Below are 15,436 nucleotides of genomic sequence, written 5' to 3'. Positions count from 1 at the left end.
GAGTCCCTTGGCTCCCTCCCGCCAACCCATAAGAAGAGATCGACCCATGATCCTGAAAGACCTGCCCCAAGACACCCGCCCCCGCGAAAAACTGCTGGCGCGCGGCCCCGGCGCCCTCAGCGACGCCGAACTGCTGGCCCTGCTGCTGCGCACCGGCATCCCCGGCAAAAACGTGCTGCAGATGGGCCAGGAGCTGCTGGACACCTTCGGCGGCGTGGCCGGGCTGCTGCACACCACGGCCGAAAGCCTCAAACGCATCAAGGGCCTGGGCGGCGCGGCCAAGCGGACGCAGCTGGTCGCCGTGCTGGAGCTGGCGCGCCGCGCGCTGGCCGAAAGCCTCAGCCAGAAAACCGTGTTCGACACACCCCAGGCGGTGCGCGACTACCTGCAGCTGCAGCTCGGCAACCGCACGCACGAGGTGTTCGCCATGCTGTTCCTGGACAGCCAGCACCGGATGATCGCGCTCGAAGAGCTGTTCCGCGGCACGCTGACACAAACCTCGGTCTACCCGCGCGAGGTCGTCATCCGCGCCCTGGCGCTGAACGCCGCCAGCGTGGTGCTGGCCCACAACCACCCCAGCGGCTCGGCCCAGCCCTCGCGCGCCGACGAGGCGCTCACGCGCAACCTCAAGTCGGCGCTGGCGCTGGTGGACATCCGCGTGCTGGACCACTTCGTGGTGACGAGCACCCAGGCCGTGTCCATGGCTGAGCTGGGATTGCTGTAAGGTTGAGCCATGAAAGCGCCCGCCCTCAAAAGCCTGCAGGACCTCAAGGCCGTCAAGCGGGCGATCGAAACCCGGGCCCGGCTTGAAAAAGAAGCCGCCGCCGCCAAAGCCGCCGCGGCGGCCAAAGCCAGGGCCGAAAAAGAACTGTTCTCGCGCGCGGTCGGCGCCGTCAAGGCCCTGCCCGCCAAACACCTGCCCGGCCACAAGGCCGCGCTGCCGCTGCAACAGGCCGCGCCCATCCCGGTGCAGCAGCAGCGCGACGAGCTCGCAGTGATGCGCGAAGCGATCTCCGACGAATTCGACGTCGAGACCCTGCTGGACACCGACGAGGCCCTGAGCTTCCGGCGGCCCGGCATGGGACCCGACGTGGTGCGCAAGCTGCGCCGCGGCGGCTGGAGCATCCAGGGCCAGCTCGACCTGCACGGCCTGCGCCGCGAAGACGCGCGCGAAGCACTGGCGCTTTTCATCAAGGACGCCCACAAGGTGGGCTGGCGCTGCGTGCGCGTGGTGCACGGCAAAGGACTGGGCTCGCCCGGCAAGACGCCGGTGCTCAAGGGCAAGGTGCAAAGCTGGCTGATCCAGAAACAGGAAGTGCTGGCCTTTGTGCAGGCCAGGCCGGCCGAGGGTGGGGCCGGGGCGCTGGTGGTGTTGCTGGCGCAGGGCTGAGCCACGTCATTGAGAACACAGAAAGAAGACAAATGCGCTGGTTAACCATTTTTATCGCCTTGGGTTTTCTTGTGTCCTTCAACACAAGTGCGTTGGCAACTCCTGCTGACGAGGTGTGCGCCGGGCTTGCGGGTCTGGTCGACGCCAAAGCCGCCAGCCGCTTCGCCAGTCCTGCCAGATCCTTGACCAAGGCAGAGATCGCAATTCTTGAGGATGCAAAACTTCAGATTCTGGGTTTCAATGAATATTCGCAGGGAAGCCAGATGGTGGATGCCGATAACGACGGCGTGGACGATCTTTTTGTCTGGAATATTCAAGGCTCAGGGCGATTTGCCTATGCCGAGGTCTACGAAATCAACAGGTCAGCCCGTCAACCATCAGACAAACTGCGGCTGAAGGCAAACCTGGGTAATATTGGCATCTTGAGCGACCCGCGTTTTGTCAGGTACGCAGGTGTGAACTACCTGGTTGCGGACGAGGGCGACCTAGAAAGTCTGGTAGTCCATCGCCTGGAGAAACTCACTTCAGACGGCTATGACTTGCGGACTGTCTGCAGCGCAACAGTCCGTCTACAGCCCATCACAAAATGTCGCCACCCCGCCTGCAAAACCCTGGCGAGCGAGATTGCCAACCCCCGCACCAATGCCCCATTTGTTCAGGTCGAATGGCCGCACAAATACTTTAGCCCGGCAGGCCTTTCCATTTTCTCCGGGCCCAACGGCGAGGCGAGCGATTTTGATAACACCGGGCTGCCGGCGCGTATCTGGAAACTGGGACGGGAAGGCTACGCGTACCAGCACATCTACTGGAACCTGCTGGGGCTGGGAGAGGAAGAGCCCGTGGTTCCGGCTGCGCAAAGAGCTGCAAGAGACAACCAGGAAAGTCCCCAAGTAGTTCAAGGGCAGCCGCACGACCGCTTAAGGCGCACGCTTGAGCAGCAAAGCAAGGTGCTGGGTAAGCAGTTCAACAAAAACATCTCGCTGCCCGGCACGGGGCAATTCTTCCTGTTCGACACCAACGATAGAACCTACTGGGCCTGGGACTTCGACCAGCCGCACTATGGCGAGGAAATGCACATCACCTATACAAGAGGGCTCAAATCGGACTACATCGGCGCTGTAGGAATCAAGCGAACTTTGGGCTTGCTCCCCTGCGCATCGGAATGCTCCAGGCCCGTGGAGAAATAGCGCTCACGCGTCGGGCCTGACTCAAAAAGCGTCACTCGCCCCGGTTGCGCATCCAGTCCGCCGTCTGGAAAAACGATGCATTCAGCCGCGTGCGCAAGCCTTCATCGACCCCGGTCTCGCGCATGGCCTGGTCCATGCAGGCCAGCCACTGGTCGCGTTCGGCAATCCCGATGGAGCCGCCGCCGGTCTGCTGCGGCATGTGGCGCATGCGCAGGCGCGGATGGCCGAAGCGGTCGGTGTAGTACTGCGGCCCGCCCAGCCAGCCGCACAAAAACCAGAACAGGCGTTGCCTGGCATTGTCGAGTGTGCTGCCGTGCGCGGCGCGCAGGGCTTTGTAGCCCGGTTCCAGGTCCATCAAATCATAGAAGCGCTCAACCAGGGCCTTGACGCGCTCCTCGCCGCCTATCCAGGCGTAGGGGGTTTCGAATGGGGGGGTTCCGGGGGGGCGTTCTTCTATCTGCATACGTGGATTATCGAATGTTGGGTGGTTGCATTGGTTGAGAGGGTTAATGGGCTTGTTCTTGTTCCGACGGTGTGCCCTTCTCTTGATCTTGCTGGCCGGGGTTGCCGGCAGCAACTCACTTTCTTTTGCTTCGCCAAAAGAAAGTAAGCAAAGAAAAGGCGACCCGCAGTCTGGGTCCCTACGCTTCGCTTCGGGCAACCTGCGGTGCTCGAGCCAAGCGGGGTCTGGCTAAACTCGCCTTCGGCTCAAACAACGCCAGCCCTGATCCGCTTGTCTCTGCGCTCCTCGGCCCAGCCAGGACGGGGCATGCGGGAGCGGGGACAAAAGACAAAGAAACAACCAAGACAAACAAGGACTCGCCGTGGCGAGTCCTTGTTTCTTCAGGTATTCGGTATTCCTTCCCCACCCCTTGTGGATGCGCCGAGGAGCGCAGGGCCAGACGGATCAGGGATCGCGTTGTTTGAGCGAAGCGCAGCGTAGCGAGTTTAGCGAGACCCCGTCTGGACCGAGCACCGCAGGTTGCCCATAGCGAAGCGAAGGGACGCAGCAACCAGGGTCGCCTTTTCTTTTGCTTACTTTTGGTGTTTGCGTAACTTCGCTGCGCGAAGTGAGCAAACCCCGCGCGCGTAGCGCGCCTTTTGGCGAACAAAAGAAAACCCGCTTTGCGGGTTTCGCTAAAAGTGAGTAGCCGCCGGGCTACCCCCGGCCAGCAACACTCAGAAAAGCGCACACCGCCGGAGCAAGACCGGCCTCTATTGAGCCTTCCGCAAAGTCTCCACAACAGGCGTATTCAAAACAGACCGTAGCCCCCACCACCCAGCAGCCAAAGCCAATACAGCCCCAGCCAGGCTACCCATCAAAGGCACAGTCCAAGACCCCGTCCAGCTGAAATCAAACACAAACCGCGCCAACCCCCATCCCACAGCCAGCGCGACGATGGAAGCCAAAAATCCAGCCAGTAAACCGACCCCCGCCAGCTCGGCCCGCTGCACCTGCCGCAGCAAGGAGGCCCGCGCCCCCACCGCACGCATGATGGCGAACTCTCGGGCGCGTTCTTCGCGGGTGGCGGTGATGGCGGCGAACAGCACGACCAGGCCGGCCGCGAGCGTGAAGCCGAACAAAAATTCCACCGCGCGTATCACCTGGTCCAACACGCGCTGCACCTGGGCCAGCGTGCTGCTCATGTCGACGTTGGTGATGTTGGGAAAGGCTTTGACCAAAGTGTTGTCAAAGCTCTGCGGGCGCGGCTGGCCGGGACCGGCAGCAACGGGCTCGGGCGCGCGGAAGGCACTGATGAAGGACACCGGTACGTCGGCGGGCAATTTCGCCACCGTGTACATCACAAAAAAGTTGACGCGCATCGAGCCCCAGTCGACCTTGCGCAGGCTGGTGATTTTGGCCTCGCTGGTCTGCCCGCCTATGTCAAAGCGCAGGGTGTCGCCTAGCTTGAGGCCCAGGGTCTTGGCCAGGCCGTCCTCGACGCTGACGGCGTCTTTTTCGCCAGGTGTCCAGCGCCCGGCACTGGCCTGGTTGTGCGAAGGCATCTCAGCGCTGTTGGAGAGGTTGAACTCGCGGTCGACCAGGCGCTTGGCGCGGTCGTCTTCAAAATCGTCGGGCGTGACGGGCTTGCCGTTCACCGCCACCAGGCGGCCGCGGATCATGGGGTACCAGTCGAATTTTTTCACGCCGCCGTCACGCAGCGCCTGTTGGAAGGCCTCGCCCTGCTCGGGCTGCACGTTGATGACAAAGCGGTTGGGCGCATCGGGCGGCGTGGCCTTACGCCAGCTGCTGATGAGGTCGGTGCGCAGCAGCACCAGCAGCATCAGCGCCAGCAGGCCGACGGCCAGCGCGCTGGTCTGCACCACGGCGTACACCGGACGGGCCGACAGCTGGCGCGTGGCCAGCACCAGCCAGCGCGGCGCGGTCGTCTCATGCACGCTGGCGCGCAGCAGCTTGACGGCGGCAAAACTCGCCACGGCGAACACCAGCACCGCGCCGGCAAAGCCGCCCACGGCGATCAGGCCCAGCTTCAGGTCGCTGCTGGCGGCCACCAGCAAGGCCGCGAAACCGGCCATGCCCACGCCCAGCACGGCCAGCGAAGCGGGTTTCAGGTTGCCGACATCGCGGCGGATCACGCGCAGCGGCGGCACCTGGGCCAGCTGCAGCACGGGCGGCAGGCCGAAAGCCAGCAGCAGCGTGAGGCCCATGCCCATGCCGAACAGCACGGGCCAGAAGGTGGCGGCCGGCAGCGCGGTTTCGACCAGGCCGGCCAGCAGCAGCACAAAACCGTAATGCACGGCAAAACCCAGGACCACGCCGAGCGCGCTGGCAAACAGGCCCGCCAGCACGAACTCAAACGTATAAGCCAGCGCGATGGTGCGCTGCGGCTGGCCGAGCACGCGCAGCATGGCGCAGTCGTCCAGGTGCTTGGCGGCGAAGCCGCGCGCCACAATCGCCACCGCCACCGCACTCAGCAGGGCCGCGAGCAGCGCGACGAGGTTGAGGAATTTCTCGGCGCGGTCCAGCGTCTGCCGCATCTCGGGGCTGCCCGACTCGAGCGACTCCAGGCGCACGCCACGCACGCCCGACTGTTCAAAGGGTTTCTTGATTTCAGCGTCGGCCCATTTGACATAGGCCTTCACCGCCTTGTCGTCGCCGGCGACGGCAAAGCGGTAATTGGTGCGGCTGGCGGGCTGGATCAGGTTGGTGGCTTTGACGTCGGCCTCATTGACCATGACGCGCGGGGAAAAGCTGATGAAACCCGCGCCGCGATCCGGTTCCTGCACGATGATGCGCGTGAGCTTGAAGCCGGCGTCGCCCATCAGCAGCGTCTGGCCCAGCTTGAGGCCCAGCGCGTCGAGCAGCGAGGCATCGGCCCAAGCCGTGCCGGGGGCGGGCACCTCGCTTGTGTCGGCGCCGGGCTCCTCAGGGCTGCCGGCCACCTTCATGCTGCCGCGCAGGGGATAGCCTCCGGGCACGGCCTTGAAGGCCACCAGCTTGCTGGCGCCGCCATCGGCTTCGGTAGCGCGTCCCATGGTGGGAAAGGTGACGGTGGAAATACCCTTGAGGCCCAGCGCCTGGGCTTTCGCGATAAACGCGGCCGGCGTCTGGCCGTCGCTGCGGACCACTGCGTCGCCGCCCAGCAGCTGGCGTGCATCGCGCTGCAGGCCGCCCTTGAGGCGATCGGCAAAAAAGCCGACGGCCGTCAGCGCCGCGACGGCCAGGGTGACAGCCACGATGAGCAGGCGCAGCTCACCCGCGCGCAGGTCGCGCAGCATGGTTTTCCAGCCGAGCTTGAGGAAAAGGGTGTTCATGCGCCGACCATAACGCAAAGTCCGCGGCCCTGGGCGATGGCCGGGTTTGGAACCGGGTTATGCGCTCACTCAGGGGCGGGCGGCGCTGGCGGCGGCCACGGGCGCGCCAGCTGCCACCGGTGGCAGCGCGTCCAGGCGTTTTTCCAGCGCACGCAGCACCGGCGCGATGCCGGCGCCGACCCGGATCTGCGGGTTGGAAAAGCCGTCTTCCTTGCCGGCGTCAATCTCGCGTTGCTTGATCAGCGGGACGGCCCGGGCAAAAGCCTGCTCGAAGGAATGCGTCTTGCGCAGTTGCTCGTCAAACAGGGCACGGCCGAAGAAGGTGAGCTCGGAGCGGCGGCCGCAGCCGTAGGAGGTGTGGGTGGCATCGGCCGCCGTCATGACCAGGGTGGTGTCGCCGGCCAGCGCGTCGACCCAGCCGCCGGAATAGCAGGCCGAAATCGCGATCACGCGGTTGCGCACGCCCGACCTGTCGAGCGCCTCGCGCAATTCTGCGGGGCTCACGGGCGGCACTTCCAGCGGCCAGTGGGAGGCGGCCAGCTTGAAGTCGCTGGCGCCGTGCGAGGTCATATAGACCACCAGCACGTCCTTCTCGCGGTCCATGCGCTGGGCAATCGCGTCGATGGCGCGCTCCAGGTTCAACTCTGTGGCCCAGGGGTGGGTTTGCGTGGTGGTGGCGTGGTTGACCAGGTGCACCACGCGGCCTTCGGCGTCAAAGCGCTCGGCCAGCACGCGGCTGACCAGGGTGCTCTCGCGCAGGAACACGTCTTCCGAGGCATAGGGGGCGAACACCAGGGCGTACACGTCGGTGACGCCGGGGCGCTCATGCGCGATGGCGGCCATGGTCTTTTCCCAGAGCGCCTGCTGCACCTCGAAGGTCTGCTGGCTCAGCTGCAGCCGGGGCCCGTCGTCGGCATCGCCGCGCGCGGCGTAGTCTTGCTGCCAGGTGCGGACCTCGAATTGCCAGGCCATCAGGCCGCTGCAGACTACCAGCACCAGCGCGAACATCGCCGTGCGCCAGCCCGGCCCGGCAAAGCGCCAGACCAGCACGACGGCCGTGCCCACACCCCAGGTGATGAACAGGCCGTAAAAACCCCAGTAAATCCAGGGCGACGAGAACACCGAACTCTTGACCCAACCCTGGGCGAAGGCAGCGATGACCCCCTGGTACAGCAGCGTCGCAGGAAGCGAGGAGAGCAGCCACAGGACGAAGCAGGCGGCGATGCCCCTCAGACTTTTGGCGGGTTCATCCGGGCCGGCGGCCGGCGCGGTGTCCAGGGCGGGAAGCGCCCACCAGGCCAGGCCCAGGAACACGCCCGCGGTCCACCAGCCCGACAGCCAGGCCTGCAGGTCCAGGCGCGCGGGGCCGGCCACTTCCAGGCGGGCCAGCGCCAGTTCAAGGCCAAGCACCAGCACCGTCAGGATCAGCACCTGCAGCGGCGTGGGTGCGCTCCCCGCCACGCGAGGTTTCAAGAACACGCCCGCACGCAGGCCCTCGCCCACCCAGCGCAGCAGCGAGAGGCCGGCGCCCGGCTTGCCGTGCATAGTCAAGGCTTCGGGAATTCCGGGAAGCGTGGGCTGGACGTCGGTATCGGTAGCGGTCATGTCGGCACGGTGGAAAAAGAGGCCGGCCTGGCGCCGGCAAGTTCGGGCTGCAGCGTGAGCCGCTGCGGGTTGGCGTAGCAGACGAAGCGCTTGTTGGTGGCACGGCCTATGGCGCACAAGCCCACGGCCTGCGCGACCTGGTGGCCCATCTGCGTAATGCCGCTGCGCGAGACCACGATGGGCACACCCATCTGCGCGGACTTGATGACCATTTCGCTGGTGAGGCGGCCGGTCGTGTAAAAAACTTTATCGGCCTCGTTCACAGAGGAGTTGTTCTGCATGGACATCCAGCCGGCGATGGTATCTATCGCGTTGTGGCGGCCCACGTCTTCCACGAACAACAGCATCTCGGGATCACCCGCCGTCATCGCGAACAGCGCGCAGGCGTGCACCGAGCCGGCGGATTTGTAAGTCGTTTCCTTGAGCCTGATGGTGTTGACCAGGGCGTAAAGCTGGCCCTGGCTGATGCGCGCATCGCGAGGCAGCACGATGCCCTCCACCTCGTCCATCAGGCCGCCGAACACGCTGCCCTGGCCGCAGCCCGTGGTGACCACACGCCTGGCGGTTTTTTCTTCAATGTCTTCGATGCCGTGGCGCGTCTTGACGGCCGCGGCGCCGACATCCCAGTCCACGGTGATGGAGTCGATGTCGGCCGCATCCTTGACCAGGCGCTGGTTGCGCAGATAGCCCAGCACCAGCAGCTCAGGGTGCGCGCCCAGCGTCATCAGCGTCACGAGCTCGCGCTTGTCGACATACACCGTGAGCGCGCGCTCGGCCGGGATGGAGATGCGCTGCGTTTCGCCGTATTCATTGACGGCTTCAACCTCGCAGGTCAGGGGCGCCTGGGCATGGGTCAGGCGCGGCAGGGAAGGTGTCGAAACGGGCATGCGGCAAGACTACAACAAAAAAAGCCGGCCCCTTGCGGGATCGGCTTTTTGGGGAAGGAGCGGGATCAGGACTTCTTGGCGGGGTTGCCGACCGCATCGGGTTGCTTGGTGCTGGGCGGGCTGGCGGCGGTGCCGGCCGGCGAGTGCGCGCCCGCGGCTTCCAGCGGCTTGGCTTGCGGCGGTGTATAGGCAAAGGGGCCCGGGTCAGCGCAGGCGGGCGCAGGCGCCGGCGGTTTGGTCTCCTTGCCGGCGGCCTTGGCGGATTTGTAATAAGCGGCGGCCACCTTGTCCTGCGACTTGCACAGCTGGTAGGCATCGACCTTGCCGGTCCACGCGGTTTTGGCGGCGGTTTCGGCGGCTTTGGCCTTGGCCTCGTCGCTCAACGGCGGCAGCTTGGCCAGCACCGTGGCCGACGCGGCGGCCAGCGTGGCCAGGATCAGGAGTTTTTTCATCGTGGAGTCCTTTCTATGCCTGTGCGATCTGGCCCGGCGGATCCACCGGCGGCGTGCTGCGCTGGGCCGGGATGTTGCCGGCCTTGACCTCGTCATACCAGTATTCGTGGTGCTCCCTGGCCCAGGTCTCGTCGACATAACCGGTTCGCATGGCCTTGTAGGCGCCCTGCATGCCGATGGTGCCCAGGTAGATGTGGCCGAGGAACATGCACATCATGAGCACCGTGGCCACGGCATGCACCATGTGCGCGACCTGCATGGTGGCGCGCTCATAGACCAGGCCGGGCAACAGCTTGTCGAGCACAAAACCCGAGGACACGACCACGATGCCGAGGAAGAACACGCCGCCCCAGAAGATGAGTTTTTCGCCCGCGTTGAAGCGGTTCGAAGGCGGCTCGTCGCCCTTGATCAGCCCGCCGCCCTTGGCCAGCCAGCGAAGGTCGCCTTTCTGCGGCCAGTTGTCGCGCAGGAAAGTGAAAAACACGATCACCAGCGACACCGCGAACAGCGGGCCGGCGAAGTTGTGCATGGTTTTGAGCGTCCAGGTCAGCCAGCCGAAGAGCGCGCCGCCTATGACAGGCAACAGGAAGAACTTGCCGAAGGCCATCACCAGGCCGGAAATGGCCAGGATGGAAAACGCGATCGCATTGGACCAGTGCGCCGCGCGCTCGAAAGGCGTGAAACGCTCTATCTTGCGGCCGGTGTCGGCGCCGTGGGTTTTGATAGAGCCTTTGCTGAAGTAAAAGATCGCGATCGCCAGCAGCACGATCAGGAACAGCGAACCGCCGTAGGGAATGATCCAGTGGTTGCGCACCTGGCGCCAGGCCTCGCCGGCGTTGGTCAGGCGCGATCCGGGGTATTGCACAAAGGGCTGGATCAGGTTGCCGGCTTCGGGCGCCTCGCTTTTGGGCAGGCTGCTATAGCCGGTGACGCCCTCGCCCACCTGGCGCCATAGGGGCGCGTTGTTGCCGGGCTGCACCTTGGCGCGTTCGCCGTTGGACTGCTTTGCGTAGTTGGGGTCGGCGCTGGCGTCGGGTTTGACCTCAAAAATATTCTGGCCCTGGATGCCACCCGCTGCAGCCGGTGCGGGCGCGGCGACACCTGGGGACTGGGGCGCGGCTGCCGGCGCTGGGGCCTGCGCGGCCACCAGCCCGACAAGGCCGGCCGCCAGCAGAAAAAGAACGGGTCGGACAAACAACATAAGGCCTCCGGTCGCTATTTCGACGTACCCGTCCTGGTGTATTCGTTCTGGTTGTTCTGCGCGCGGGCCTTGAGGCCCTGCTCCCAGCTGGTCTTGTCGCCTTTGGTCCAGCCGGGCGCCGCGAAGGCGTTGCCGGTGCCCTGGAAAGCCGCGCCGTCGTTTCGCGCGGCGCCCAGGGTCTGCGGTTTTTCGCCGCAAGCGGCCAGCGCGGCCGCCAAGCAAATCAGCATCGCGAGGCGCTTCATGATTTGGCTCCCGCGGGCGGCTGGCCCGCTTGTTTGGATCCATAGGCTGTACCCCAGCCCCAGACTTCGGCGCCCTTGCCGCGCTGCACTACGCGGTTGCGGAAGATATCGGCGACAACGTCGCCGTCGCCGGCCAGCAGGGCTTTGGTGGAACACATCTCGGCGCAGGCCGGCAGCTTGCCTTCGGCCAGGCGGTTGCGGCCGTATTTTTCAAACTCGGCCTGGCTGCCATTGGCCTCGGGGCCGCCGGCGCAGAAGGTGCACTTGTCCATCTTGCCGCGCACGCCGAAGGTGCCGGCCGCCGGGAACTGCGGCGCGCCAAAGGGGCAGGCATAAGAGCAGTAGCCGCAGCCTATGCAGATGTCTTTGTCATGCAGCACCACGCCTTCGTCGGTGCGGTAAAAGCAGTTGACGGGACAGACGGCCATGCAGGGCGCGTCGCTGCAGTGCATGCAGGCCACCGAAATCGATTTCTCGCCGGGAACGCCGTCATTGAGCGTCACCACGCGGCGGCGGTTGACGCCCCAGGGGACCTCGTTCTCGTTCTTGCAGGCGGTGACGCAGCCGTTGCATTCGATGCAGCGCTCGGCGTCACAGACAAATTTCATTCTTGCCATGTCTTGCTCCTCTTATGCCGCACGTTCAATGTTGCAGACGGTTGTTTTGGTTTCCTGCATCATCGTGACGCTGTCATAACCGTAGGTTGTCGCGGTGTTCACGGCCTCGCCGCGCACCACCGGCGCCGCCCCGTTGGGGTAGTAGGCCAGCATGTCGGCGCCCTGCCAGCGGCCCGAGAAGTGGAAAGGCATCCATACCGTGTCCGGGCCGACGCGCTCGGTCACCATGGCCTGCACATTGAGGCGCGCACCCGTCGGGCTGGCCAGCCAGACGCGCTCGCCGTTGCGTATGCCGCGATCGGAAGCGGTCTTGGGATTGATCTCCACAAAGGCCTCCTGCTGCAACTCGGCCAGCCAGGGGTTGGACCGGGTTTCTTCCCCGCCGCCTTCGTATTCGACCAGGCGGCCCGAGGTCAGGACCAGCGGGAATTTCTCATGCACCTTGTCGGCGATGTTTTTCTGCTGGATGGTCTTGTACAGCGTGGGCATGCGCCAGAAGGCTTTCTTGTCGTCATGCGTCGGGTACTTGGCCTGCAGGTCGGCACGGTTGCCGTACAGCGGCTCGCGGTGCTGCGGAATCGCGTCGGGAAAGTTCCAGACCACCGCGCGCGCCTTGGCGTTGCCGAAGGGATGGCAGCCATGGAGCTTCATGGTGACGCGGATGATGCCGCCGGAAGCATCGGTCTTCCAGTTCTTGCCCTCAGCCGCGGTTTTTTCAGCATCGGTCAGGTCGTCCCACCAGCCGAGTTTCTTGAGCAGCAGGTGGTCGAACTCGGGGTAACCGGTGGTGATCTCGGCGCCTTGGGAATACGAGCCGTCTTCGGCCAGCAGGTTGACGCCGTCCTTTTCAACGCCGAAATTGGCGCGGAAGTTCCCGCCGCCGTCCATGACGTGTTTGGAGGTGTCATAAAGATTGGGCGAGCCCGGATGCTTGAGCTCCGGGTTGCCCCAGCAAGGCCAGGGCAGGCCGAAATAGTCGCCCGTGGTGTCGTAGCCGGTAACCTTGTCCTTGCCCCCTTTGGACTTGAGTGTCTTGACGTCGAACAGGTGCATGTTGCGCATGTGCGCCTGCAGGCGCTCGGGGCTCTGGCCGGTGTAGCCAATGGTCCAGACGCACTTGTTGATTTCGCGCAGGATGTCGTCCGGCACGGGCTCGTCCATGCCCTTGACCTTCTGCATCTTGTAGTTCTTCGACAGCTCCTTGGCGAAGCCGAGTTTTTCGGCGAACTGGTGCATGATCATATGGTCGCTGCGGCTTTCCCATAGCGGCTCTATGACTTTTTCACGCCACTGGATGGAACGGTTCGACGCAGTGACGGAGCCGCTGGTTTCAAATTGGGTCGCGGCCGGCAACAGGTAGACCGCGCGCTTGGGGTTCTGGTCTTCGGCCTTGCCGGGCATGGCGGCCATGGCTGCCGTGGCAGAAGGATAAGGGTCCACCACGACCAGCAGGTCCAGCTTGTCCATGGCCCGCTTCATCTCGAGGCCGCGGGTCTGCGAGTTGGGCGCATGGCCCCAGAAGAAGACACCGCGCAGGTTGGAGTCCTGGTCTATGAGTTCGTTTTTCTCGAGCACGCCGTCTATCCAGCGTGAGACCGTGATGCCGGGCTTGCCCATCATGGCGGCCGAAGCGTAGCGGCCCTTGATCCAGTCGAAGTCCACGCCCCAGGTTTTGGCGAAGTGCTTCCACGAGCCTTCGGCGAGGCCGTAGTAGCCGGGCAGCGAGTCGGGGTTGGGGCCGACGTCCGTCGCGCCCTGCACGTTGTCGTGGCCGCGGAAAATATTCGCGCCGCCGCCGGACTTGCCGATATTGCCCAGCGCCAGTTGCAGGATGCAGGAGGCGCGCACGATGGCGTTGCCCGTGGTGTGCTGCGTCTGGCCCATGCACCAGACAATCGTGCTGGGACGGTTCTGGCTCATCATGGTGGCCACCTTGAGCGTGGTGGCTTCGTCCACGCCGCAGGCTTCGAGCACCTTGTCGGGCGTCCACTTGGCCATCACGTCGGCCTTGACCTTGTCCATGCCGTAAACACGGTCGTTGATGTATTTCTTGTCTTCCCAGCCGTTCTTGAAGACGTGATACAGCACGCCGAAGAGGAAGGGAATATCGGAGCCCGAGCGGATACGCACGTACTCGTCGGCCTTGGCCGCCGTGCGTGTGAAGCGCGGGTCCACCACGATCAGCTTGCAGCCGGTTTCCTTGGAATGCAGCATGTGCAGCATGCTGACCGGATGGGCTTCGGCGGCATTGGAGCCTATGTACAACGCGCACTTGCTGTTCTGCATGTCGTTGTAGGAATTGGTCATGGCGCCGTAGCCCCAGGTGTTGGCAACGCCGGCGACCGTGGTCGAGTGGCAGATGCGGGCCTGGTGGTCGCAGTTGTTGCTGCCCCAGAAGCTCACGAACTTGCGCAGCAGGTAGGACTGCTCGTTGCTGTGCTTGGAGGAGCCCACCCAGTACACCGAATCGGGACCGCTGTCCTTGCGCAACTCGAGCAGCTTGGCGCTGATTTCATTGAGGGCCGTGTCCCAGCTGATGCGCTCGTACTTGCCGTTCACGAGTTTCATCGGGTAGCGCAGGCGATACTCGCCGTGGCCGTGCTCACGCAATGCGGCGCCCTTGGCACAGTGCGCGCCGAGGTTGATGGGCGAATCGAACACCGGCTCCTGGCGTACCCAGATGCCGTTCTCCACCACCGCGTCGACCGCGCAGCCGACCGAGCAGTGGCTGCACACCGTGCGCTTGACTTCGATCTTGCCGGTGCCGTCCGCTGTGGCGCCGGGCGCGGCGGCCTCGGCTTTTTTGACCAGGGTCAGCTGCGTCGCGGCCAGGCCCACGCCGACACCCAGGCCGGAGCGGCGCAGGAAGGCGCGGCGGTCCATGGTGGGCAAGGCATTGGACAGGCCCCGCGACAGGCTCTGCGCAAAACGCGCGGAACCGGCTCGGTGCGCGGGATGGACTTCGGAGGATTTTTTCGTGAGCAGCATGAAGCTCTCCGTGGAAAAGTGAAAGCGGGGCCGGGCGAGAGCGGACGGACGAGCGGGCTAGACGCGGGTGGTCTTGTAATAGCGCTTGACGTGTTCCGAGAGGCTGTAGCCGCCGCCTTTTTCAGGAGCGGGCTTGGGCGCGGGGAGTTCGGCCTGGAGGGCAGGCGCACCGGGCAGGGCCACGACGGCTGCTGCGGCCGCACCGGTGGCGGCGGCGCCGAAAAAGAATCCCCGTCGCGAGGGTTTTGGCTGGCTGTCCTGCATGGTGTTCTCCAAGGGGAAGGCTTGCTCGGTATGTAACCGTTTGCATAGTACTGTACGTCAGAGGGCTCTGCTTCACAATGGATTGCCCGACTCAATCCGGGGGGCTAGGGAAAACGATAGGCCCTCTTATGATCGCCGCGCGCCCGCGTGGCGCGGCCTTCCGCAGGCGGTCTCAATTTGAGAAAACTTCACCCACCCCTCAGGCCAGCATGTCGAAGCCCTGCGCCTCCACGCTCATGAAGGCTTGCGTGAAGGTCGCCAGCGCCGCGTAAAAACGCGCCTTGGGGTGTTGTGCGACTGCCTCGCACATCAGCGGCAGCCAGGGCTGCAGGTGCCGCGCGAAAAACTCGCGCTGACGCGTGAGGTTGGCCACGGCCACGTCGTCGCCGGCGATCAGGTAGCGCATGACTTCGCAAAGATAGGCCACATGGTCTTCGGTTTCGGGCATGGCTTCGTCGCGCGCCAGGCCCAGCGCCGCGAGCTCGGTGCGCAGCGCGGCCAGCGGTTTTTCGTTGAGGAAGCCGCTGAGGTAATGAGAACCAAAGAGGTACACCTCGGGCTTGCCCACGCCGCCGAACAGCGCATCGTGCTCTAGCGTGACGGCCTCCAGGCTTTGCGCGCGCGCCGCCGCCACCAGCTCGCCCCAGGGGCCTTCCAGCATCGCGCCCTCGGCGGGCGCGGCCGTCACGGCGACGCGCAGGTTTTCATAGAGTTCGGCCGATGGCGCGGCGTAGTACAGCGCGGCCAGCAGGCCGTAGACCTCGGCGCGCGCGGTTTCTTCGTCCAGGGCGGAGGCGGTGAGAGAGGCGGGTGTCATGGCGGC

General features: G+C 64.7%; 14 protein-coding genes. 3 read left to right on the top strand and 11 right to left on the bottom strand.

Features of this window, described 5'->3' with window-relative positions:
• The first annotated feature begins 46 nt into the window (after positions 1 to 46).
• From radC to AC1D0O_RS05635, 3 genes are read left to right on the top strand one after another with little or no spacing between them, the layout of a single operon-like run.
• A complete protein-coding gene (radC, locus tag AC1D0O_RS05645) occupies positions 47 to 724 on the top strand; it encodes a RadC family protein (protein WP_477652558.1) in 678 nt (225 codons plus the stop codon).
• A gap of 9 nt (positions 725 to 733) precedes the next feature.
• The gene (locus tag AC1D0O_RS05640) at positions 734 to 1,390 is read left to right on the top strand and encodes a Smr/MutS family protein (RefSeq protein ID WP_477652557.1); all 657 of its coding nucleotides are present in this window, start codon (positions 734 to 736) and stop codon (positions 1,388 to 1,390) included.
• Positions 1,391 to 1,422: 32 nt separating this feature from the next.
• On the top strand, positions 1,423 to 2,577 hold the full coding sequence (locus AC1D0O_RS05635; RefSeq protein ID WP_477652556.1) for a hypothetical protein: 1,155 nt from the start codon (positions 1,423 to 1,425) through the stop codon (positions 2,575 to 2,577).
• A 31-nt stretch (positions 2,578 to 2,608) separates the two neighbouring features.
• Here the strand turns inward: AC1D0O_RS05635 and AC1D0O_RS05630 are convergent, their stop codons facing one another.
• The 11 genes from AC1D0O_RS05630 to AC1D0O_RS05580 all read right to left on the bottom strand — a co-directional run bounded on the left by AC1D0O_RS05630 (position 2,609) and on the right by AC1D0O_RS05580 (position 15,430).
• Positions 2,609 to 3,040, bottom strand: a complete 432-nt coding sequence (locus AC1D0O_RS05630) for a group II truncated hemoglobin (RefSeq protein WP_477652555.1) — start codon at positions 3,038 to 3,040, stop codon at positions 2,609 to 2,611.
• 752 nt (positions 3,041 to 3,792) lie between these two features.
• Positions 3,793 to 6,354: an ABC transporter permease gene (locus tag AC1D0O_RS05625; RefSeq protein ID WP_477652554.1), complete on the bottom strand. Its 2,562-nt coding sequence runs from the start codon at positions 6,352 to 6,354 to the stop codon at positions 3,793 to 3,795.
• A gap of 69 nt (positions 6,355 to 6,423) precedes the next feature.
• Complete coding sequence (locus AC1D0O_RS05620) at positions 6,424 to 7,959, bottom strand: C13 family peptidase (RefSeq protein WP_477652553.1); 1,536 nt, start codon at positions 7,957 to 7,959, stop codon at positions 6,424 to 6,426.
• Positions 7,956 to 8,846: a formate dehydrogenase accessory sulfurtransferase FdhD gene (locus AC1D0O_RS05615; protein ID WP_477652552.1), complete on the bottom strand. Its 891-nt coding sequence runs from the start codon at positions 8,844 to 8,846 to the stop codon at positions 7,956 to 7,958. Before AC1D0O_RS05615 ends, AC1D0O_RS05620 begins: the two co-directional genes overlap by 4 nt.
• A 65-nt stretch (positions 8,847 to 8,911) precedes the next feature.
• Positions 8,912 to 9,298, bottom strand: coding sequence for a hypothetical protein (locus AC1D0O_RS05610; protein WP_477652551.1), 387 nt, complete (start codon positions 9,296 to 9,298; stop codon positions 8,912 to 8,914).
• Positions 9,299 to 9,311: 13 nt separating this feature from the next.
• Positions 9,312 to 10,499: a formate dehydrogenase subunit gamma gene (locus AC1D0O_RS05605; RefSeq protein ID WP_477652550.1), complete on the bottom strand. Its 1,188-nt coding sequence runs from the start codon at positions 10,497 to 10,499 to the stop codon at positions 9,312 to 9,314.
• 14 nt (positions 10,500 to 10,513) lie between these two features.
• Positions 10,514 to 10,744: a hypothetical protein gene (locus AC1D0O_RS05600; RefSeq protein ID WP_477652549.1), complete on the bottom strand. Its 231-nt coding sequence runs from the start codon at positions 10,742 to 10,744 to the stop codon at positions 10,514 to 10,516.
• Positions 10,741 to 11,361, bottom strand: coding sequence for a formate dehydrogenase FDH3 subunit beta (gene fdh3B, locus AC1D0O_RS05595; RefSeq protein WP_477652548.1), 621 nt, complete (start codon positions 11,359 to 11,361; stop codon positions 10,741 to 10,743). Before fdh3B ends, AC1D0O_RS05600 begins: the two co-directional genes overlap by 4 nt.
• Positions 11,362 to 11,373: 12 nt before the next feature.
• A complete protein-coding gene (locus AC1D0O_RS05590) occupies positions 11,374 to 14,349 on the bottom strand; it encodes a formate dehydrogenase subunit alpha (protein ID WP_477652547.1) in 2,976 nt (991 codons plus the stop codon).
• A 57-nt stretch (positions 14,350 to 14,406) separates the two neighbouring features.
• On the bottom strand, positions 14,407 to 14,613 hold the full coding sequence (locus AC1D0O_RS05585) for a hypothetical protein (protein WP_007873617.1): 207 nt from the start codon (positions 14,611 to 14,613) through the stop codon (positions 14,407 to 14,409).
• Between the two features lie 199 nt (positions 14,614 to 14,812).
• The gene (locus AC1D0O_RS05580) at positions 14,813 to 15,430 is read right to left on the bottom strand and encodes a TorD/DmsD family molecular chaperone (protein ID WP_477652546.1); all 618 of its coding nucleotides are present in this window, start codon (positions 15,428 to 15,430) and stop codon (positions 14,813 to 14,815) included.
• Between the last annotated feature and the right edge of the window lie 6 nt (positions 15,431 to 15,436).

Source organism: Polaromonas sp. P1_F2, assembly GCF_056405735.1.
Note: the sequence above shows the minus strand (reverse complement) of the source record. Positions and strands in the feature narration are given on the sequence as shown.

What these genes read in the sequence shown, in the direction of transcription:
- radC (WP_477652558.1), top strand. Translation starts at nt 47, where the DNA reads ATGATCCTGAAAGACCTGCCCCAAGACACCCGCCCCCGCGAAAAACTG.
- AC1D0O_RS05640 (WP_477652557.1), top strand. Translation starts at nt 734, where the DNA reads ATGAAAGCGCCCGCCCTCAAAAGCCTGCAGGACCTCAAGGCCGTCAAG.
- AC1D0O_RS05635 (WP_477652556.1), top strand. Translation starts at nt 1,423, where the DNA reads ATGCGCTGGTTAACCATTTTTATCGCCTTGGGTTTTCTTGTGTCCTTC.
- AC1D0O_RS05630 (WP_477652555.1), bottom strand. Translation starts at nt 3,040, where the DNA reads ATGCAGATAGAAGAACGCCCCCCCGGAACCCCCCCATTCGAAACCCCC.
- AC1D0O_RS05625 (WP_477652554.1), bottom strand. Translation starts at nt 6,354, where the DNA reads ATGAACACCCTTTTCCTCAAGCTCGGCTGGAAAACCATGCTGCGCGAC.
- AC1D0O_RS05620 (WP_477652553.1), bottom strand. Translation starts at nt 7,959, where the DNA reads ATGACCGCTACCGATACCGACGTCCAGCCCACGCTTCCCGGAATTCCC.
- AC1D0O_RS05615 (WP_477652552.1), bottom strand. Translation starts at nt 8,846, where the DNA reads ATGCCCGTTTCGACACCTTCCCTGCCGCGCCTGACCCATGCCCAGGCG.
- AC1D0O_RS05610 (WP_477652551.1), bottom strand. Translation starts at nt 9,298, where the DNA reads ATGAAAAAACTCCTGATCCTGGCCACGCTGGCCGCCGCGTCGGCCACG.
- AC1D0O_RS05605 (WP_477652550.1), bottom strand. Translation starts at nt 10,499, where the DNA reads ATGTTGTTTGTCCGACCCGTTCTTTTTCTGCTGGCGGCCGGCCTTGTC.
- AC1D0O_RS05600 (WP_477652549.1), bottom strand. Translation starts at nt 10,744, where the DNA reads ATGAAGCGCCTCGCGATGCTGATTTGCTTGGCGGCCGCGCTGGCCGCT.
- fdh3B (WP_477652548.1), bottom strand. Translation starts at nt 11,361, where the DNA reads ATGGCAAGAATGAAATTTGTCTGTGACGCCGAGCGCTGCATCGAATGC.
- AC1D0O_RS05590 (WP_477652547.1), bottom strand. Translation starts at nt 14,349, where the DNA reads ATGCTGCTCACGAAAAAATCCTCCGAAGTCCATCCCGCGCACCGAGCC.
- AC1D0O_RS05585 (WP_007873617.1), bottom strand. Translation starts at nt 14,613, where the DNA reads ATGCAGGACAGCCAGCCAAAACCCTCGCGACGGGGATTCTTTTTCGGC.
- AC1D0O_RS05580 (WP_477652546.1), bottom strand. Translation starts at nt 15,430, where the DNA reads ATGACACCCGCCTCTCTCACCGCCTCCGCCCTGGACGAAGAAACCGCG.